The organism is Mesorhizobium sp. ESP6-5, assembly GCF_020164695.1.
Taxonomy (GTDB): domain Bacteria; phylum Pseudomonadota; class Alphaproteobacteria; order Rhizobiales; family Rhizobiaceae; genus Mesorhizobium; species Mesorhizobium australicum.
The window spans coordinates 83,877-104,643 of the sequence record NZ_JAIUGR010000013.1; the positions used below are offsets into that span (position 1 = coordinate 83,877).

Below are 20,767 nucleotides of genomic sequence, written 5' to 3' on the forward strand. Positions count from 1 at the left end.
CACGCTGCCTGGTCGGGATCGAAGCCTGCAGCTCATTGCATTGTTGGGCGAGAATTGACTGCACGTGGCCATGACGTGCGGCTGCTGTCGGCACAGTATGTTGAAGCCCATACTCCATAGTCGTGTAACTTCATCGTGACCCGATCTCCAGGGAGGAACAATCGGAATGAACTCCAAGTTGGGGGCCAGCCAATCAGCTTGAGGCAGACCACGACCAACCAATGGAGCTTGTCATGAGATTTCCACGCTGCACGACCACCGCGGCCGCCGCTTTGATGTTCGCGGCCTTCCCTGCGCTCGCCCAGACGAACGGAACACCTGCACCAACCCCGGCGACCCAACAGCCCGGAGCTGGGCAACTGCCGGATGTGAGCGGACAGACGGGTGGGCCGACGCATGAAATGATTCGCCAGATGATTGAGCAAGCCGTCCAGGAGAGAATGCAACAGGATCGGAGCTCTAACGAAGGTAACAATCGGCAAGAGGAGGGTGACAACCGTCAAGAGGAAGCTTCCCGTCATCGAGACGGTTGGCAGCGGCACCGCAATGGCGGCCCGGCCGGTGAGCATGGAATGGTCGGAAATCATGGTCCTCGCATGATGCGCGGCACCGGGATGCGACTTGTACTGGCGCTTCTGGACACGGATGGTGACGGATCGCTGTCCGAGAACGAGGTCCAGGAGGCTGTCGGCAGAATCTTCTCTGCAATCGACCAGAACGGTGACGGGAAGATCGACATGGATGAAATCCAGTCCTTCTCGCATGGCTCTGGCGGTCGTGAAGAAATGCCGTGATTGGCTAGTGTCTTAGCTTGAAACCCGGCTAGTCAAAAAGCGGCTCGGAGTTTGGCGAACGCCACAGGCGCCATGAGGCGCTTTGGGGAGAGGCAATACGGCCGCCGGCGCGTTCTCCCCCCGAGCACGCTGCCGGTTCCCAATCGTCCATCCAGTGACCTGAGGTCAAGTTGATCGGGGCATCCGGCCAGATGTCCTCACATGGATCCGTTCAAGGCGGTCATCCGTAAAGCAGTCTGATCGAGCGAGGCCGGGCCAGCCGTTAGGACTCGCAGACACAGTCGGGCCAGTCTGTCACCGACAAGCCGCCCCTCAAGAACTGCAGTCCGACTTTACCAGCAGCGCGCCGTGTTTCGCCCAAAGTTGCTCACATTGTTTCGCCCTCAAGTTTGGCGCTCCCGCAACTCCATGAAAGATTATCGCAGAACGAACGTCGTAGCCCAATACCGACGCGTTGGCCAAAAAGTGAACTGCCTCTCCAAGACGGCGAAGTTCAAGGGCGGCTTCTTTCTTGTTCGCTGCGTCGAATACACCGAGGACCTGCACTTCATCATCGCGTGAGGCCAATACGGCGGCCATGGCCTCGTCACTCATCACCCCCACGACTGTTCACGCGGTTGCTGCTGAAGAAACCCACCGCTACCCAGTACGCTGATGCTCGATGCATGCCGGCGACGGTTTCTTCTTTCATCGTCGCTGGCTCTTGCCGAGAGCCAAATAGCGGCGGCCTTTGTCAGACCAATGAGGCACTCACCTGCAAACTCGGCCGGTTCGTCGCTCGTGGTGTCGAATACCGCCCATGTGTCGCACGGTTCCAGAACGGGTAAGAATTTCATATTAGTCTCCGCTAATTTTTCTCGCAACATTAGCGGAACCACTTTGTTCCTGGAGCTTCGATGCCGTGCTCACGCGTACCCGTCTCGACGGATGCCGGCAACGAAGGGCCTCGCCGGCGAGCGGTCGCGTCCAGGGCCGTGACTCTCAAGCGTGGACAACCAGGAGGCGTAGAACCGTTGACGTCGCTTTGATCGGACTGGCCTCTGGAGATCGATGCGATGCCCTACCAGCAGGACATGCAAGCAGCGCCATCCAGCCGTGTCGTATACTGGTTGGTTAACAACCATCGGCCCTTAGCGATCTTACCATGCGAACGACAATCGGATCGTAGGGGAGCTTTTCGTCACGACTATAGGTGGCCGTAAACAATGCCGCGCGGCCTTCGCATACTTTGACGGCGCGGACATACAGTATCTGACCGTCCTTCAGCCCAGAATAGCTGGCCCATTGCGGCGTCACCCGCTTATAGGTCAACCTCCAGCCGTCGTGCTCATTCACTGCCATGCGATGCTCTATCTCGGTGCGAAAACTCGCCTTGCCGAGTTGCGCCCCCCATACTGCGAGAAACGCTTTGTTTTTGCCCTCGAAGGCTGCCCCTTGGTCGGAGCGCTGGGTAAGTACAAACCCCGGGGGGACATCGAACACGAAGCCGAGATGTTTGATCCCGAAGCCCTGCCATCCCTGAGCACCGAGCAGCGACGTGGGCACCATGGTGACAAGTAAACTCAGCAGAATATGGGGACCATATCTCATAGCCTGTTCCTATTGCTTCGGCGTCCCGCTCCCGGTCCGTGGCACGTCGTCTAGTCGGGTCGGCTCGACCGAGTCGTTCGTTCGGTGATCTGCTGGCAGCTTGCCGTTTGGGGTCATCTGGTTAACGGCGTCCGGCAGATCCCTGGTGATCCTCGCAATGAGCTCTTCGCGCGAGAGGCCAGTCCGCTGAAAGTGCCTCCAGCGTCTGCGCGTCAATAGCCTTTTCCACCTCATGAGGCTCGATCGGCTCGTTCGGCCCGGTGCCAACCCAGGAGTCCACCTTCGGGCCAGCACCTGCATTTTTAAAACGGTCGAGAATATCGCCAAGCGCGGTGCCGGCAACGCCCCTGGACACCTGGTCCAGTATCCCCCCTTGCGGATTGTTTGCATCGCGCTCTCCCGCTCCACGGATCATCTCTGCGATCTTGTCGCGGTTTTGATAAGCCAAGACCCCCAGCATAGCGATCGCAAGTCTTCCAAGATTGGCCACTCGTTCCTCCTGTGGTCTCGAGCTTGGAGAAGCTCTCGGCCTGCCAAAAGTTCCGCATTGGCCACCAAACCTTAGGTGGAGCTTGGAAATCCACCGAGCTTGGCTTCGCGGTGCGGACACTGATAGGTCAGATCTCTGTCGAGCAGGCGACTTACAAGCTGCTGCGGACTACGTCCGCTTTCAGGCAGTGCGACGGGATGCTGAGTGGCCGATGAGGCGCAAAGCTGCCAATCACATTTGGATACCTCCGGACGTGCACATGAGGTGGGCAAACGCGCCAGGAAGTCGATGCCTCACAAACCCGAATCTAGTATCCTACTTTGTCCATAAGCACCCGCAATTCAGGTTGAGGCGCGACCCAGAAAGTTTGAAAAGCTTCCAGGAACCCCAGCCAAGCATTTTTCAATGAAAATGGTCCCTTAGCGAAAATCGGAACCGGAACACTTTTCTGGTGCATAAATCCGGCACATCGCTGTCGCTACGCTTCGCGAACGAATCCTGCATGAGGCCGCCTGATGGTCACTGACACCGAGTTCATCGTCGAAAGCATCAGCCAAGGCTGCGTGATGCTTGCCGATGGTGAGTTCGTTATCGACAGATTGGTAAAGTATGTCGGCAATGGGAGGATCCGCTGGCATGTCGAATTCCGTGGACATCGCATCGAGCTGACGACCGGCCAGCTCAAGAAGCAGCCTACCTTCCGACGGAAGATGCTCGAACAGGCCGGCGTGCTGCCGCCCCAGCGTCCCGGGGCCAACTACAGGCGATGGGCCATCGATCTGAGGAGGAACGCCATCGAGCTTCCCTGGCGGGAGAGACCGGTCGATGCCGGTTTCTCGGTAGACAGGCTTGTCGGTTATGGGGGCGACCGCTGGACGGTTGAATACCAAGGCAAGGCTATCAAGTTCACGACGACCAAACTGCGCAGGCAAACCAGCTTCCGCAAGAGGATGCTGCTCAAGGCCAAGGTGCTGCCGCCCCAGATGGACCCGGTTGCCTATCGGAAGTGGGTGGACTGGCTGATTCAAAACGCCACCGAGGCCGCCCCGCGGGCCGGCGATGCCGTGATGACCGAGAAAAGTTGGCTTGACGACCTGCCGGAGTTAGGCGGCTGGCAAGACGAAGCGGCGCCCGAAGCAACCGACTAGGACGGCGCGCTGCCGCTCTTCACATTCACCCCAAAACCATGGTGTTTGCCACGGCTACGAATTTCGGAACACATTGATCGCGAAGAATCTGGCCAGGGCTTGGCTCGTGGCGAACCAGACTTGAATGAGACCCCATGGATCGCTTCAATCTCGGCGCCTACCGCCGCCCGATCTCCACCCGCTCCACCGAGACCCAGCGCTGGTTCGATATCGGTCTTAACTGGTGCTACGGCTTCAACCATGAGGAAGGGATCAAGTGCTTTGAGAAGGCACTGGAGACCGATCCGGACTGCCCGATGGTTCATTGGGGAATCGCCTATGCAGCCGGGCCTTTCTACAATCTGACCTGGAAGGAGCATGGCGAGGCCGAGGCAAACAGCGCGACGAAGCGTTGCTTCGAGCATGTCCAGCTCGCGCGCGCCAGTGCGGCTGCAGCCAGCGAGGTCGAAAGACAATTGATCGAGGCGTTGGCTTGCCGCTTCCGGAAACCGCACCGGGTGACGCCACAGGAATTCGAGCAATGGGACGACGCCTATGCCGCCACGATGCGGCGGGTCTATCAGAGTTTTCCCGATGATCATGATGTGATGGCGCTTCTCGTCGAGGCGCTGATGATGCGCACGGTGCGGCGCCTGTGGAACCTCAAGACCGGTGAACCGGCGCCGAATTCCGATGTCGTCGAGGCGCTGGAGGTTTGCGAGCGGTCAATCCGGCTCGCAGACGAAGCCGGCATCACGCAGCATCCGGCGATCGTCCACCTGCACATCCATCTGCTGGAAATGTCGACCCAGCCGGAGCGCGGCATGCGCTCGGCCGATCTGCTCGGCGAGATGTGCCCCGATGCCGGGCACATGAACCACATGCCGGGGCATATCTATGTGCTGTGCGGCGAGTATGAGAAGGCGAAGCTCGCCAGCGAAAAGGCGGTTCGGGCCAACGACCTTTATCTCGCCTACGCCAATGAGCCGACCTATTATCTGCTCGGCTGCTGCCACGATCTGCACCTGATGATGTTCACCTGCATGTTGTCGGGCCAGTACCAGGCGGCGCTGTGGGCCGCCGACAAGGTGCGCAGCCTGGTGACGCGTGACGTGGTCGCCATCCAGGATCGGCCCAAACTCACCCAGACCGTGGAAGGCTATCATGCGATGAAATCGCACGTGCTGGTGCGCTTCGGTCGCTGGCGGGAAATCATCGACGAGCCGGCAACCGAAGAGCCCGGCCTCTATGTGCTGACCGCGGCCATGCAGCATTATGCCAAGGGCGTGGCGCATGCGACGCTTAGGCAATTCACCGACGCCGAGCGCGAGCGTGAACGCTTCCACCAGCATCTCGAAGGCATTCCAGCCGAGCGGCGTTTTCTCAGCAACCCGGCCCGCGCCTCGCTTGCCGTCGGTGCCGCCTTGCTCGACGGCGAGCTTGCCTACCATCAGGGCCGGCACGAGCAGGCCTATGGCCATCTCAGGCAAGCGGTCGAGCTGGACGACAATCTGTCCTACACCGAGCCCTGGGCATGGATGCACCCGCCGCGCCATGCGCTGGCGGCGCTGCTTCTCGACCAGGGCCACGCGCAAGAGGCCGAGCAGGTCTATCGCGACGATCTCGGCCTGAGCGGCAATGTCCAGCGCTGCGCCCGGCACCCGGACAATGTCTGGGCGCTGCACGGGCTGGTGGAATGTTTGGCGCGGCGCGGCGCGAGCCAAGAGCTGCCTTTACTGCAGGCAAAACTCGCCACGGCGCTGGCCAAGGCCGATGTGCCGATCAGCTCATCGTGCCTGTGCCGGGACGGGCGTGCAATCGGCACTCAGCTGTTGTCATTGATGCCCATTGCGCCCTTCCCGGGCAGTTCAATCATGGAATGCTGAAGGGCACCGATTCAGCAACCGTTCCATCAATGGCCAAATCAACCCGATAGGTGCCCTCCGGCCATCCCGCCGTGGGTTTGCTGAGCTGTGAATCAGCCTGATTGTTGGCTCCTACGTCGAGGTCGACCTTGTCGATCGTATAGTTTTCCGGCGCGGCGCCGTGGGAATCAACCGAGACCCAGGAGAATGTGATTTTCGAGGTTGGCGCGATATCCACTAGGTCAGCCGAGACGTAGATCACCGGTGTCTCGACAGGGAAGTTGCTCTGAGGCGTTCCCCCGTCCTTCGTCGCGGAAAGGACGATATTGGTGAAGCCCGCCGCCTGGACCGGCATACCGAAACTGAGCGCCGCCAAGGCGGCAATGGCTAGAACCAGAGCTGATTTCAAGACTTATTTCTCCTCGGGCTTGGGTGCTGGCCCCGCAAATCGGGGTCAAAGCGGGGTTGAGGACGGATGCCGTCAGCCCAGCCATTTGTCATAGTCGGCCACCAATAGATGCAACGGCGGTGTGTCTTCCTCGATATCGGCGAAACGGCCGATCGGCTCGCGGAAGACGTTGTCCGTGCGATCGTCATTGACGGTCGACACCTCGCCGATCAGGACATCCTTGCCCTCGGCCCAGAAGGCGTGCCAGACGCCGGGCAAGAGCGTGACGCTTTGGCCCGGATCAAGCTTCAGCAGTCCGCCCGCCGGCAGCCTGTGGATAGTTCCGTCGACCGGCACCGAAACCTCGGCCTTGGGGTCGATGCCGCCGTCGCGATCATGCATGAACAGTTCAAGCACCAGCTTGCCGCCGCCGCGGTTGATGATGTCCTCGGCCTTGATGTTGTGGCGGTGCATCGGCGACATCTGCTCCTTGCGCGAAATCATGATCTTCTCGGCATAGAGCATGCCCATGCCCTTCTTCATGTCCTCGTAGCGGCCGTTGCGAACGGTGAACAGGAACAGGCCGAGATCGTCGAACTTGCCCTGGCCATAGTCGGTGATGTCCCAGCCGAGCCGCGAGGTGAAGATGGCCGAAGAATCGACCTGGCGCGCCTTCATCTCTTCCGGCGACCAGTAGGCGAAGGGCGGCATGATATAGCCGAACGAGCGGATGAAAGCGTCGGCTTCGCGGATGATGTCGTTGATGGCGGAGCGTTTCATGATGATGACCCTCGTGTCGATTTTTCCGACAATCGCATAGCCGAACGCCGGTGCGGTGTCGATCCACCTTGCCTGATCGAGCCCTGCCTGTTGGAGCCTTGCGCGTGCCACCCATGGCCAACAGATCGCGGCCCGCTGGCCGCGTGACATCGCGTGCTTTGAGGCTCATAACCCTTGCGAATTGCACAGGGATAGCCGATGCCGACCATCCATGACCTCGATACGCCTTCGATCCTGATCGACGTCGCGCGCGCCGAAGCCAACATTGCTCGTGCACAGGCTCATGCCGACAAGAACGGACTGAAGCTCAGGCCGCACATCAAGACGCACAAGCTGCCTTATTGGGCGAAGAAGCAAATGGCGGCAGGTGCAGTCGGCATCACGTGCCAGAAGATCGGCGAGGCCGAGGTAATGGCCGACGCCGGGCTGACCGATATCTTTCTTCCCTACAACATCCTGGGACGCGCCAAGCTCGAGCGGCTGAAGGCGCTGCATGGCCGCGTGACCCTGTCGGTGACGGCCGACAGCATGGACACGCTGGAAGGGCTCGCGGCAGCTTTCACCGATGCCGGCCATCCTCTGCCCGTGCTGGTCGAATGCGATACCGGCATGGGTCGCTGCGGCGTGCAGACAGCCAATGAAGCGGTAGCGCTGGCGAAGATGATCGACAAGGCGGGCGGCCTTGCCCTTGGCGGGCTGATGACCTATCCGGCCGCCGGCCGGGCAGTGGAGGCCGAAGCCTGGCTTGCCGACGCCAAACAGGCGTTGGCGGCTTCAGGGCTCGCCTGTGAGCGCATTTCCAGCGGCGGCACGCCCGACATGTGGCGTTCCGCCGATACCTCCGTCGTCACCGAATACCGGCCCGGCACCTACATCTATCTCGACCGCTACCAAGTCGCCAAAGGTGTCGGCAGCCTCGACGATTGCGCGCTGACGGTGCTTGCGACCGTGGTCAGCCATCCGACAGCGACGCGCGCCATTCTCGATAGCGGCAGCAAGGCCCTGTCCAGCGATACGCTAGGGCTAAAGGATTTTGGAGAGTTGATGGGCGTCCCCGGAGCACTGGTGACGGGCCTGAGCGAGGAGCACGGCACGGTCACGCTTTCCGCCGACGGCAGGCTGCGCATTGGCGAACGCGTGCGCGTCGTGCCAGACCACTGCTGCGTCGTCACCAACCTGTTCAACGAGGTCAATCTGATAGACGGTGAGAAGGTTCTCGAAACGCTGCCGGTGGCGGCACGCGGGCTGATGACATGAGATTCTAGCTAGACCGGACGCTCCGCCTGCCGCGCTGCCACCCGCCGCATGGCTATCACCCGGCGGCGGCGGATTTCGGTGCGCATTGCCATCAGGTGCAGCGCGAAGAACAGCACGGTAAACCCGCCAGCCATCACCAGCAGAGGCCAGAGCAGGCTCGGGTCGATGGTCGGGCCGCCGAGCCGGAACACCGAGGCAGGCTGGTGCAGCGTGTTCCACCAGTCGACCGAGAATTTGATGATCGGGATATTGATGAAGCCGACCAGCGTGATGATAGCGGCGGCCCAGGCGGCGCGGCTGGCATCATCCAGCGCACGGGTCAGCGCGATGATGCCGAGATACATCAGGAACAGCACGAAGACAGAAGTCAGGCGGGCGTCCCACACCCACCAGGTGCCCCACATCGGCTTGCCCCAGATCGAACCGGTGATCAGCGCCAGCGCGGTGAACACCGCTCCAATGGGTGCGGCCGATTTCAGCGCGACATCGGCCAGCGGATGGCGCCAGACCAGCGTGCCAAGCGCGGAGACCGCCATCAGCGTGTAGCACATCATGGCGAGCCAGGCGAAAGGCACGTGGATGTACATGATGCGAACGGTGATACCCTGCTGGAAATCCTCGGGCGCGGTGAAGCTCATATAGAGGCCAATCGCGAGGGTGAGCGCGGCGAGCGCCGCCAGCCACGGCACAAGCTTGTCTGCAAGCCCGACGAACCGCGTTGGATTGGCGAGATCGGTCAAGCCGCTCAGGCGTGAGGTGATGTCACTCATGCGACTTTACATAGACCGCCGATGCGTTTGGGGCAATCGAGCGGCGGTGTCGCAGCTCTGGTCTTGCCTCCTCCCGTTCGGGAGGAGGCGGAACCGTTAATGGCTCAGGCGGCCTCGCCCTGCACCGACCGGCTGAGGCGCCGGACTTCCTCGTCGTTGAGCAGGCCGCCGGCGCGCAGCAGGCTGGCGAAGCGGCCGTTGCGCAGCGACAGTTCGGCAAAGCCACCCATCTCGACCACCCTGCCCTTGTCCATGAACACGACCAGATCGGCGTCGCGGACGGTGGTCAGGCGGTGGGCGATGATGAAAGTGGTGCGGTCGCGGCGCAATTCGTCGATCGCTTCCTTGACGCGGTCCTCGGTCTCGACGTCGAGTGCGCTGGTCGCCTCGTCGAGCACCAGGATCGGGGCATCCTTCAGCACGGCACGGGCAATGGCGATGCGCTGGCGCTCGCCGCCCGAGAGCTGGCCGCCACGTTCGCCGACCACCGTGTCGTAGCCATTGCTCTTGGCTAGGATGAAATCCTGCGCCGCGGCCGCCGTGGCGGCGGCATGGATCTCGTCGTTGGTCGCATCGGCGCGGCCGACGCGGATGTTGTCCTCGATCGAGCGGTTCAAAAGCCCGGCGTCCTGGAACACGGTGGCGATCGAATGGCGCAGCGACTTGCGGGTCACCGTGCGGGTATCGATGCCGTCGATCAGGATACGGCCACTGGACGGCGAGAAGACGCGCTGCAGCAAGTTGATGAGCGTGGTCTTGCCCGCACCCGTCGGTCCGACGATGGCGACGGTCTGGCCGGCCTGCACCTCGAAGGACACGTCGCTGACGCCCTGCCCCGAATTGGCGAACTCGAAGCTGACATCCTCGAAACGAACATGGCCGGTGACGTTGGCAAGGTCGCGCAGACCATCCGGCTCGGCGGTATCGGCGGCCGAGTCCTCGAGCTTGTAGAAATCCTCGAGCTTGGCGCGAGCTTCCGAAATCTGGTTCGCGAAAGCCGACATCTGGTCGAGCCGTGAGATCAGCAGCGTGGCGAAGCCGGTGAAGGCGATGACGTCACCGATGCGCAGCTGGCCATGAGTGACCAGGTAAGCGCCGATCAGAAGCACCACCATCATCGAGATCGTCGACGACAGCCGATTGAGCGCATTGGCGATAGCCCACCAGTCGAGCACCGGGTTCTGCGCGTCGAGCAGGTTCTTGACGTAGCCACGCAGCGCCTCGGCCTCGTAGCCGAGACGGTTGTAGCTCTGCAGCACGGCGACGTTGCTCACCGAGTCCGTCACATGCGCGAATACCTTGTGATAGTGACGCTCGACCGCGGCCTGGCCTTCCTTGGTGCGCTTCATCACCAGGCGGCCGATGCCGACATAGAGCACGCCGAGCACGAGCAGAACCATCGACATGCGCACATCCATGCTGAGCGCCGTCGGAACCAGCAGAACGAGCGCGACAGCGGTCGACAAGTGCTGGCGCATGAATTCAAGCCAGAGGCTGAACAGAGTCTCGACGGCGCGCAGCAGCGTGTGGAGGGCATTCGAGGTGCCACGCTGATGATGCCAGGCGAGCGGCATGGTTATGACGCGCTCGAACGACTGACAGAGCACTTCGCTGCGCCGGGCGTGCGCGAACCGGTCGGCGCCGCGCGCCACCAGGACGAAAGCCATGACATTGAAGGCGCCGATGCCGGCCCACACGGCGAGCGTGGAGAAAACCGAACCGTGCGCGGAAATCGCGTCGATGACCCGGCCGAACATGATCGGCTCAAGGATCGCGATGGCTGCAAGAGCGACGTTGGCCGAACAGATCAGCGCGACGCGCTTCTTGTCGGCAGCCAGATACCCCAGCGCTCTCCAATAGATCTGCAGAAGTGACACTTCAGCTACTCCGCCAACGTTCTATTGTGCCCAATACCAATATTGTGCACCGCACCATTTCCTGACACGTAACGGTTGATGCGTCGCAAAACAATGCCCGTCTATCTCTTCCGTTCCCATTTAGCGAACAAAAGATGACGACGATACGAAATCTGGCGTGATCACCTAACAGTTTGAGATAAAAGGTGAAATGTCAGCCTTGCGGCAAAATCATGGCAGTGGTCGAGCTGTGCCACATTTTTAATCACGGCAGGCCGGCACGACTTCGTCCGGGCGGCTGGCCAACGTCGTCGGCACCCCGCGCGCAAGTAAACAATGCACGGCATCGCGCGTCCCGGAGGACGCGCGATCTAATCACTAAACGGTTGATTTCATGCCGGTATCTTGACCACGACCTCGGTCTGGTCACCAGCTTTGGGTGCGAAGGACGTCGATTTTGTCTTCGAACCATTGACTTCGAGCGAGATCGTCTTGGCCTTTTTGTCGCGAATGACCTGGACCTTGATCTCGGCGCCCAGCATCTTGAGTGAAGCCTGGTAGCCATCCCAGTGGCTGGGCAGCTTCGGCCGGAATGTGATCTGCTTGCCGCGCCGTTCGATGCCCAGGATGCCTTCGACCGCCGCCCGGTAAAGCCAGCCCGCCGAGCCGGTGTACCAGGTCCAGCCGCCGCGACCTCCCTTGTCATCGCCGGCGTAGATATCGGCCGCCACCACGTAGGGCTCGACGCGGTAGTGCTCGGCCGAGGCCTCGTCGAACGCGTGGTTGACCGGATTCAGCATCGAGAAGCAGCGATAAGCTTCATCGGTCTGCCCCATCTCGGCCAGCGCAATGACGAACCACGTCGCCGCGTGGGTATACTGGCCGCCATTCTCGCGCACGCCAGGTGGATAGCTCTTGATGTAGCCGGGGTCCTTCTGTGTCTTCGAGAAGGGTGGCGTGAACAGTTTGACGATCTTGAGACGGTCGTCGACGAGCAGCTTCGTCGCCTGCTGCATGGCCGTGGTCGACCGCGCCGGGTCGCCCTCGCCCGACAGCACGCTCCAGGACTGGGCGATGGAGTCGATCTTGCACTCCTGCGATGTACGCGAGCCCAAAGGCGTACCATCATCGAAACTGCCGCGCCGGTACCATTCGCCGTCCCATGCCGTGCTTTCGAGTGCCCGCTTCAGCGCGTCGGCATGCTTTGCCCAGGCCTGTGCGCGCTTGGTGTCGCCCTCGGTCTTGGCGACCGCGGCGAAGTCGCCCAGCGTCTTCAACAGGAACCAACCCAGCCACACGCTCTCGCCCTTGCCGTGTTCGCCGACACGGTTCATGCCGTCGTTCCAGTCGCCGCCAAGGATCAGCGGCAGGCCGGCTGGACTGCTGCGCTTGATGGCAAGGTCGAGCGCACGCGCGCAGTGGTCGTAGAGCGACACCGTCTTCTTCGAGATTTCAGGGGTGAAGAAGGCGTCGTGCTCGCCTTCACCCAGCGCCTGTCCGTCGAGGAATGGCAGTTGCTCCTTCAGGATGGCGGCGTCGCCGGTCACCATGAGATAGCGGGCCGTGGCGTGGGCGAGCCACACCACGTCGTCGGAGATCAAGGTACGCACGCCGGCGCCGGTGCGCGGCAGCCACCAATGCTGCACGTCACCCTCCGGGAACTGCCGCCGCGCGGCGTTGAGGATCTGGTCGCGCGCCAGCGTCGGGTCGTGCGCCAGCAAGGCGAGCGTGTCCTGCAACTGATCGCGGAAGCCGAAGGCGCCGCTTGCCTGGTAGAAGGCCGAGCGGGCGCGGATGCGGCAGGCAAGGCTCTGATAGGGCAGCCAGTGATTGACCATGGCATCGAGTGCCTTGTCCGGCGTCTCCACCTGGATGGTGTCGAGGAAGGCGCGCCATTCGCGCTCATTGTCGGCCAGGCGCTGGTCGAAGTCCTTGCCCCGGTGCGTCTGCACCAACGCGCTCGCCTGCGCGGCGGAATCGGCATCGCCGAGCAGCCAGATAAGTGTGACGTCGGCGCCGGCCGGAATCTCGACGTCGCGAGCGATCGCCGCGCAAGGATCATCTCCGGCCTCGACGCGACCCGACAGGGCCGAACCGCTCAGCACCGCCTGTGGCAGCTCGCTGGACCCGTGCCGGCCGAGGAATTCGGCCCGGTCTGACGTCACCGAGTGGACGCCGGTGTCGGCGGCGAGGAAGGCCACCCGCTCGCTGAAATCGAGCCCGTAGGGATTTTGCGCTAGCAACGCGCCGGTGGCTCCGTCGCGGGACGGCACTATGGTTGCCGCGGTGCGCGACCGATGCCCGCCAAGCACCCATTCGGCGTAAGCATAGACGCGCAGCCGAGCCGGTACCGGGCCGGAATTCTGGATGCGCAGCCGCGTGATCTTCACCGGATCGATGGGATCGACGACATGGGTCAGGTCCATCGACAACGGTCCGCGCTTCGAGCGGAAGGTCGAGAAGCCCTGGCCATGCCAGGCCTCGTAGGTCATCGCGGGATCGCGCACCACCGCTGCGAGCGGAGAGAACGCCTTGCCGCTGGCCTGGTCGTAAATATAGATGCCCTCGCCCGGCCGGTTGGACACCGGATCGTTCGACCATGGCGTCAGCTGGTAATCGCGGCTGTTGCGGCTCCAGGTGAAGGCCGCTCCCTCGGCCGAGGTGTGGAAGCCGAACGACGCGTTGGAGACGACGTTAATCCAGGGTTGCGGCGTCGTGCGCCGGCCAGCCAGGCGCACCACATAGTGCCGCCCGTCGCCGTCGAAGCCGCCGAAACCATTCCACAGGCTTAGGCCGGAGCCATCGGCGCTGACGTCGGCCACAGCCTGCGAGGCAAATGCATGCATCTGCGGTGCGAGCGCCGCGATTTCGCGCGAACCCGGCAATCCTGCCGGCTGCAAGCCATCGCGCGCCTGCAGCGCGGCCGCCTCGGCCCGTTCGATCTGGTCGAAGATGGTGCCGTTACGTGTATGCAGCACAACCCGGGCGACGGCGAGCAGCGTCTTGTAGGTGGTTTCCTCCATCAGGTCGCGGCGCACCGCGAAAATGTGCTGGCGGGGTCCGAGTTCCTTGCCGCGCAAGCGGCTGTTTTCGCACAGCGTCTCGACCGCGCGCTGCAGATCCTGGACATAGGACGAAGCCTGCTCGTTGACGACGACGAAGTCGATCATCATGCCGCGGGTGCGCATGTATTCCTGGAAGCGCAACGCCTGGGCTACGATCTCGAGATCGGCAACGTCACCGATCCTGACCAGGAAGATCGGGTAATCGCCCGAAATACTGGTCGGCCACAGGCTCGACTGCTTGCCCAACCCGGAAGCGATGGACTCGGCCGGCAGCCGCAAAAACGGGTCGGGATAGATCAGATAGCGCGCCAGTTTCTGCACATTGGCCGCGTCGGTCAGACTGAGGCCCATATGGCGGGTCTGCACCTGGCTACGCGTCCAGGCAAGCATCGCCTGCCGGGCAAAGCTCTCCTGATGGTCGAGCCGGCTTATCGCCTCCTCCAGCTCGGCACGGTTTGCCCCGACGACGGTCCAGAAGGTCAGCGATATTTTCTTGTTGGCGGGTACGCGCACCTGACGACGCAGCGAGGCGATGGGATCGAGCGTGAAGCCGGAATGGCCGCCAAGCCTGGCGCCTGGATCGAAGGCGGCGGCATCGACGATGGTGCGGCCACGGCCGATGAAGGCGCGCCTGTCGGTCTCGGCCTCGGCATCACGCGCCGGTCCCGACGGATCGGTGACGAAATGCACCAGCGTCACATCCGGTTCGCTGGTTTCACGCTTGCGGCGCGTGGCGAAGATCGCGCCCTTGTTGGCGGCGATTTCCGTTTCCACGAACATTTTCGAGAAGGCCGGATGCGCGTTGTCGGAAGCTTCCGAACCCAGGACCAGTTCTGCAAAGGACGTCACCTCGATGTGACGGTCGGATGTGCTCTCATTGTAGAGCGTGATGCGACGGCCTTCGCCATTGCCCTCGGAGATGACGATGCACTCCACTTCGGAGCGCAGCGTGCCGACCAGCTTCACGAAGCTCGCCTTGTCATCGGAAAACAGGGCCTGCGTCTTTTCCTCGGCCGCGCGCCTGGGTTCCGAAGTCGCGGACCACCAGTCGCCAGTGGCGGCATCGCGCAGGAAGATGTAGGAGCCAAGCCGATCCTCGACCGGATCGGGTTGCCAGCGGGTGACGGAAAGATCGCCCCAGCGGCTGTAGCCGGAGCCGGTCGCGGTCACCATCACCGAATAGCGGCCATTCGACATCACATTGGTCGAACGCAGCGCCCGCGCGGGATCGAGCACGATGCGGGTGTCGGGGCTCTCGGTCTCCGTCTCGTCCTTGGAGCGCTCGTCGGCCTCGGTGCGGACGGTGGCGGTCGGAATGTCGCGCGGCGCCCTCTCCTGCAGCAGCAATTCGGCCGATTCAATGACCGGATCGCTGTGGAAGCGATCGCGCAGGCGACCTTCGAAGATGGCGTCGGCGACGGCAGCGATCGACATGCCCGAATGGTGGGCATAGTAGTTCAGCACGACCGCGTGGTTGGTGCCTTCCGGTACGCGCTGCGGCGTGAAGTCGACCGCATCATAATAGCCATGACGGCCAAGCGCGCCGATCTCGCGCAGCCGGGTCAGGTTCTGCACCGCTTCGCGCGGGTTGAACTGCGCCGCCATGATAGTCGCGTAAGGCGCAATCACCGTGTTCTGGCCAAGGCCACGCTTCAGTCCGAGGCCGGGCACGCCGAAATTGGTGTACTGATAGGTCAGTTCCCGGTCGCGGGCGTTGTAGGCCGCTTCCGAAATGCCCCACGGCACGTTCTTCTGGCGACCATACTGCATCTGGCGCTTGATGATCAGCTTGCTGGTCTGGTTGAGGATCGAGCCTTGCGGCTCCTTCATCACCAGCGGCGGCATCAGATATTCGAACATCGAGCCGGACCACGACATCAGCGCACCCTGGAAGCCGATCTCGACGATCGGGCGGCCAAGCCTGAACCAATGTTCGGTCGGCAGATCGCCCTTGGCGATGGCGAACAGGCTGGTCAACCGCGCCTCGGAGGCGAGAAGGTCGTAGCAGCTTTCGTCGAGCTGATGTTCCTCGACCCGGTAGCCGATCGACAAAAGCTTGCGCTCCGGCCGCATCAGGAAGGCGAACTCCATCTCGAAGGCGAAACGACGGGTGCGCTCGCGCAAGGTGAGCAGCTTGGCACGCAGAGCCTCGACGGCGTTCTCGTCGCTGTGGGCGTCGTGGACGTGCGCCTCGCAGGTGGTTTCGAGCCTTGCCGTCCAGTCGACGATGACGTCGCTTTGCGGCGATGCGGCTTCGGTGTGAATGGCGGTGGCAAGCTTGCGGATTTCGCCGGCCAGCACCGCCAGGTTGATGGTGCGGATCGAGGCCATTTCCGGCTGTGCCTTGATCGTCTCAACCGCGCGACGCATGCCGTCGAGGCGATCGACAAGGCGTTGGCGCAACGGGCGCAACTGGCGGCGGTCGTCGGGCAGTTCATCGAGGCTTTCGCTCAGGATGGTCACCGTATCGAGGATGCCTTCGAAATCGCCCTGCAGGTGGACGGAAGGGGCTTCCGCCCATTCGGCGCAGGCAGCCGCCACCGCCACCAGGTGGCCGGCGAGATTGCCGCTGTCGACAGCCGAGATGTAGAGCGGATAGAGCGGCTTCAGCGTCGTGGTGTCGTACCAGTTGAAGAGATGGCCACGATGACGCGGCATACTCTCGATGGTGGTCATGGTGGCGTCGATGCGGGTGATGGCATCGGACAGGCTGATCCAGCCGAAATCGCGTGCCGAGACGACCGAGAGCAAGTAGACGCCGATGTTGGTCGGCGAGGTGCGCGGCGCCACGACTGGCGCGGGGCTCTCCTGGAAATTGTCGGGCGGCAGATTGTGATGCTCTGCCGTCACGAAGCTCTCGAAATAATGCCAGGTACGGCGCGCCACGGTGCGCAGCGTGTGGATGTCGGCTTGCGATATGCGCAGCCGATCCTCGGTTTCAGCCGAGCGGCTGATCCAGCTGGCGATCGCCGGCGAGCCGATCCAGAACAAGGCAAAGAAAAAGGCGACGAAGGCACCGGTGGAATCGGCCAGCACCGGAATGGCGAGGCCGACAAAGCCGATGATCACGGCGCCATACATCATGCCGTAATAGGAGCCGACATCGTTGTCGCCGGCCTTGTGCGCCTGCGAGGCGGTGCGCCATTCCAGGAGGTTCTGCCGGCTGACGAACAGCCGGTAGAGCGTGCGCACGATGGCATCGCCCATCATCCAGGCGTTATGTGCCATCAGCACGATCTTCAGCGCCACCATGGCGGTGCCGAAGGCGACGTCACGCGCCAGCGCCGAGAAATGGCCGCGCGGCGTCTGGTCGCCGCTCTTGGGCAGGATGGCGTTGACGACGTCGAAGGTCGGCGCCATGAACAGGCTCAGGATCAGCAAGGCCTGCCACTGCGCGGCCTGCGTGAAGGGCAGCAAGGTCCAGCCGGCGATCGCCGCCATCACCCAGAAGATCGGCGTCAGCGAGCGGCGCAGATTGTCGACCATCTTCCAGCGCGACAGGGCCGGAACGCCGGAGCGCGGGTTGAAGATGTACCCCAAAAGCTGCCAGTCGCCGCGCGCCCAGCGATGGTGGCGCGAGGCATCGACCGAGTAGCGGGTCGGGTAATCCTCGACCAGTTCGACGTCGGTGACCAGCGCGGCGCGCGCCAGCGCGCCTTCGAGCAGATCGTGGCTGAGAATGGTGTTTTCCTCGATGCGGCCCTGCAAAGCGGCCTCGAAGGCATCGACATGATAGAGGCCCTTGCCGGTGAAGGACCCGTCGCTGAAGACGTCCTGATAGAGATCCGAAACAGCGAAGACATAAGGATCAAGGCCGCGATTGGCCGAGAAGACGCGCTGGAAGAACGAGGCTTCGTCGCCGCTGGTGAGCGAAGCGGTGATGCGCGGCTGCAGGATGGTGTAGCCGGCGGTGACGACGCGCCTGGTGGCGTCGAAATGCGGGCGGTTGAGCGGATGGCATAGCTTGCCGACAAGGCTCGATACGGCATCACGGGTGGTGCGGGTATCGGCGTCGAGCGTCATCACATGGACGACTTTTTCCGGCAGCGGCACTTCGAGCGGCAGGAAGGTGGTATCGCTGTCGCCGCGCAGCAAGAGATCGAGTTCGTGCAGTTTGCCGCGCTTGCGCTCCCAACCCATCCAGGACCCTTGAGCGGCATTGTAGAGCCGGCGGCGGTGCAGGATGTAAAAGCGCGGCGCGCCTTCGGAGGGATAGCGCGCATTGAGGCGGGCGATTTCGGCGCGAGCGAAGTCTAAGATCTCGGTATCGGCCGCATCGATCTCGATCTTGCTGTCGGGCCAATCCGAGAGCAGCGCGAAATGGATCTCGTCCGCCAGATTGGCAAGGTAATGCACTTCGATGTTACGGATGTTTTCCTCGACATCGTCACGGGAGCCGATCAGCGACGGCACGACCACCAGGGTGCGCGCCTCGGGCGGCACGCCGTGCCTGTAGTCATAGCCGATCAGGCGTGTCGGCTTGAGGAAGAGCGAGACCACGGTGTTGAAGAAAGCGAGCGCGCCTTCGCTGGCCGGCACGGCAAACAGGGCCAGCATCAGCACGATGGACGGCACCGACAGGCCGAGATTGGAAAGGGCGTTGCCCGACAGGACGAGCAGCAGGACGGTCAGGGCGAAGACGGGCAGGACGATGCCAAGCCATCCGGTCTTGGCGAAGGTCCGCTTGACGATCTGGCTGATCGTGGGCCGATAACCGATCGTCTTTTCGAGTTCCAGCCGACGCGGGCCAACGAGATAGAAACCGACATCGGTGTGAACGGATGCAGCCTGGGCATCAACCCCCTCACCGCTCTCCGGGACGGTTTCGCTGACAGCATGGCCGGCCAGTTCGATGGCTTTTTCGGCGACACGGTACTCCGACAGGTTCGAGCGGCGTGCCAGTTCCTCGATCGCGGTGCGGTATTGATCGCGCGAGAAGAAGTCGAGCGCGGCGAAATCCGTGCGCTCGCGCAGCACGGTATCGATGCGACTGACGCCCTCGAACCACACCGTCCAGTCGACGTCGTTGATGAGGCGCAGGCCGCGAACGATGTTGCCGGTGGTCACATTGCCGCTGGACAGCGTCTGGTGCTCGGAAATGATGATTTCCTCGGCATCCGAGCCGGTCTTTTCGAGTTCGCCTTCCAGCCACTCCAGCGCCTTGCCGGCATTCTGCGATCCGTCACGCAGGCGATAGAGCAGCTGAGTGGCGAAGGTGGTGTCCTGTGCATGCGCGCTGAAATTGGCAAGGATCGCCTGCCGGTCCGGATTGTCGTCGGTCGCCAGCACCTTGTCGGCCACGTCGTTGGCGATCTGGCGCATCTGGCGGGTGCGGTTGACCCTGACCGCCAGGCGGCGGAGGTTTTCGATGAGCACGAAGCGCAAAAGGGACGGCAGTGCCCAGAGTTCGCCGATTTTCAGCGGCTCGACCGACTGAAAACCCTGGACGATGGACTTGAACATGGTCGCCGAGACGGAACTGTCGGAATGCGCGACATAGGTCCAGGCCAGAGCCAATGCGCGCGGCACGGTGCCGCCGTCGGGCAGTTTCAGCGTTGGCAATTGCCGGTAGAAGCGGCGCGGTAGGTCGCGTTTGACCTGGAAAATGGTTTCCTCGATCAGATAGTTGTTGTCGAGCAGCCACTGCGCGGCCGGCGTGATGGTTTCGCCCCTCCCCTGCGCGGCATTGGTCGACCGGTAGACTTCGAGGATCTTCTTGGCGCTGTCACGGATGCGGGCCTGGAAGTCGAACGGGATCAAGCCGAACAGATCCGTCAGATCGCCCTTGGCCAGGCTCTCGCCGAGCAGCCGGAGCCGTTCCTCCGGCAGGAATACCGATCGTATCGGCTCTTCCGTGATGGCCGGGAAGCTCGCGCTTGTCTTCTCGATCTGGGCTGGGTTCGTCTGAATATTCATTGAAAATTCCGTAAGCGGGCACTCAGCGGCGTCACCGCCACGGCAATGGCCCTAAAACCGGTTCAAATGCAATCGGCTGCATCAACCCCTATGCCGAAAGTTTGTTTCCGCACCACGACGGAGCGTCATCTTTCGACCAACTCAAAGACGAGCGCCCCTCGCTCCCGTCGGGACCGATCGACGGAGAGGATTCGGGCTTTTTCGTGATGCCACCGTCAGCTTACGCTATATTTCGCCGGCATCACGATCATGTTTGGAAACAGGCGGTAACCGTTGGCGGCAAACGCGTCAGGCGGCCCCGATTATACGGACCACGAAAAGGGTCGCATCCGGGGCGGGCTCAACCCGCGAGACAGAAACATCCGGCCCGAGCAGCAGGGTGTCTAGCGGCCCGAGGCGGATAGGCGCGGCACCGGCGAAAATGGCATGGCCTCTGTGGCAAAGGATGAGGGTGGAACAGGCCTCGGTCGAGATTTCCACAGGCGCCGAAACCGGCAGGCATTCGACTTGATGCAACATGCGGCCGCGGCGGGTCATGACGTTGAGATCGGTAATCGGGCCGGCGATCAGCGCGGCACTCGTCGGCTGGTCGGCTGGAAAGGAAAAAGGCTGGGAAGCCGCTGTCATCCGCTCGGGCAGAAGGCCGGCGACGTCAAGCACGATCCCCTCGCCTTCCAGAACCGACAGGGTGCGGTCGATGCCGGCAAAGCTGGAGAACGGCCCGCTCGTCTCGACCCGGGCCATCGAGACGCGCCAGTCGAAATCGTCGAGCCCAGCGCCAGCGGGCGAGACGGCGATCTCGGTCGTCGTACCGCCGCCGTTCTTCCACGGCATGACGCGGTAGTCGGCGGCACGAAGAACGCGCATGG

General features: G+C 62.5%; 11 protein-coding genes and 2 pseudogenes. 4 read left to right on the top strand and 9 right to left on the bottom strand.

The features are described 5' to 3' along the window. Window positions 1-233 precede the first annotated feature (233 nt). Window positions 234-794, top strand: a complete 561-nt coding sequence (locus LB524_RS21505) for an EF-hand domain-containing protein (RefSeq protein WP_224529917.1) — start codon at window positions 234-236, stop codon at window positions 792-794. A 312-nt stretch (window positions 795-1,106) separates the two neighbouring features. Here LB524_RS21505 and LB524_RS21510 read toward each other — a convergent pair whose 3' ends face one another. The 3 genes and pseudogenes from LB524_RS21510 to LB524_RS28910 all read right to left on the bottom strand — a co-directional run bounded on the left by LB524_RS21510 (window position 1,107) and on the right by LB524_RS28910 (window position 2,844). Continuing rightward, window positions 1,107-1,388, bottom strand: coding sequence for a hypothetical protein (locus LB524_RS21510; protein WP_224529918.1), 282 nt, complete (start codon window positions 1,386-1,388; stop codon window positions 1,107-1,109). 519 nt (window positions 1,389-1,907) lie between these two features. Continuing rightward, entirely contained in the window at window positions 1,908-2,384 is a 477-nt protein-coding gene (locus LB524_RS21515) for a hypothetical protein (protein ID WP_224529919.1), read from the bottom strand. A gap of 9 nt (window positions 2,385-2,393) precedes the next feature. Continuing rightward, window positions 2,394-2,844, bottom strand: a pseudogene (locus tag LB524_RS28910) (YidB family protein). A 545-nt stretch (window positions 2,845-3,389) separates the two neighbouring features. On the opposite strand from LB524_RS28910, the gene LB524_RS21525 reads away from it, so the two are divergent. Continuing rightward, window positions 3,390-4,022: a hypothetical protein gene (locus LB524_RS21525; protein ID WP_224529920.1), complete on the top strand. Its 633-nt coding sequence runs from the start codon at window positions 3,390-3,392 to the stop codon at window positions 4,020-4,022. Between the two features lie 134 nt (window positions 4,023-4,156). Beyond that, a pseudogene (locus LB524_RS21530) lies at window positions 4,157-5,843 on the top strand (hypothetical protein). A gap of 30 nt (window positions 5,844-5,873) precedes the next feature. Here the strand turns inward: LB524_RS21530 and LB524_RS21535 are convergent. Together LB524_RS21535 and LB524_RS21540 are read right to left on the bottom strand one after the other, a co-directional pair. Continuing rightward, window positions 5,874-6,275, bottom strand: a complete 402-nt coding sequence (locus LB524_RS21535; RefSeq protein WP_224529925.1) for a hypothetical protein — start codon at window positions 6,273-6,275, stop codon at window positions 5,874-5,876. A gap of 72 nt (window positions 6,276-6,347) precedes the next feature. Beyond that, window positions 6,348-7,034 (bottom strand): D-lyxose/D-mannose family sugar isomerase, encoded by a 687-nt coding sequence (locus tag LB524_RS21540; RefSeq protein ID WP_015318300.1) that lies wholly within the window; start codon window positions 7,032-7,034, stop codon window positions 6,348-6,350. Between the two features lie 198 nt (window positions 7,035-7,232). On the opposite strand from LB524_RS21540, the gene LB524_RS21545 reads away from it, so the two are divergent. Then, window positions 7,233-8,291 (top strand): D-TA family PLP-dependent enzyme, encoded by a 1,059-nt coding sequence (locus tag LB524_RS21545; RefSeq protein WP_224529927.1) that lies wholly within the window; start codon window positions 7,233-7,235, stop codon window positions 8,289-8,291. Between the two features lie 8 nt (window positions 8,292-8,299). Here the strand turns inward: LB524_RS21545 and LB524_RS21550 are convergent, their stop codons facing one another. The 4 genes from LB524_RS21550 to LB524_RS21565 form a co-directional block, all read right to left on the bottom strand. Continuing rightward, window positions 8,300-9,061 (bottom strand): heme ABC transporter permease, encoded by a 762-nt coding sequence (locus tag LB524_RS21550; RefSeq protein ID WP_140792953.1) that lies wholly within the window; start codon window positions 9,059-9,061, stop codon window positions 8,300-8,302. A gap of 104 nt (window positions 9,062-9,165) precedes the next feature. Further along, a complete protein-coding gene (locus LB524_RS21555) occupies window positions 9,166-10,938 on the bottom strand; it encodes a glucan ABC transporter ATP-binding protein/ permease (protein WP_224529930.1) in 1,773 nt (590 codons plus the stop codon). Window positions 10,939-11,309: 371 nt separating this feature from the next. After that, window positions 11,310-19,898 carry a GH36-type glycosyl hydrolase domain-containing protein gene (locus tag LB524_RS21560; protein WP_224529931.1) on the bottom strand — a complete coding sequence of 2,863 codons (8,589 nt, stop codon included), beginning with the start codon at window positions 19,896-19,898 and terminating at the stop codon, window positions 11,310-11,312. A gap of 288 nt (window positions 19,899-20,186) precedes the next feature. Beyond that, on the bottom strand, window positions 20,187-20,765 hold the full coding sequence (locus LB524_RS21565) for a HutD family protein (protein WP_224529933.1): 579 nt from the start codon (window positions 20,763-20,765) through the stop codon (window positions 20,187-20,189). Window positions 20,766-20,767 lie beyond the last annotated feature (2 nt).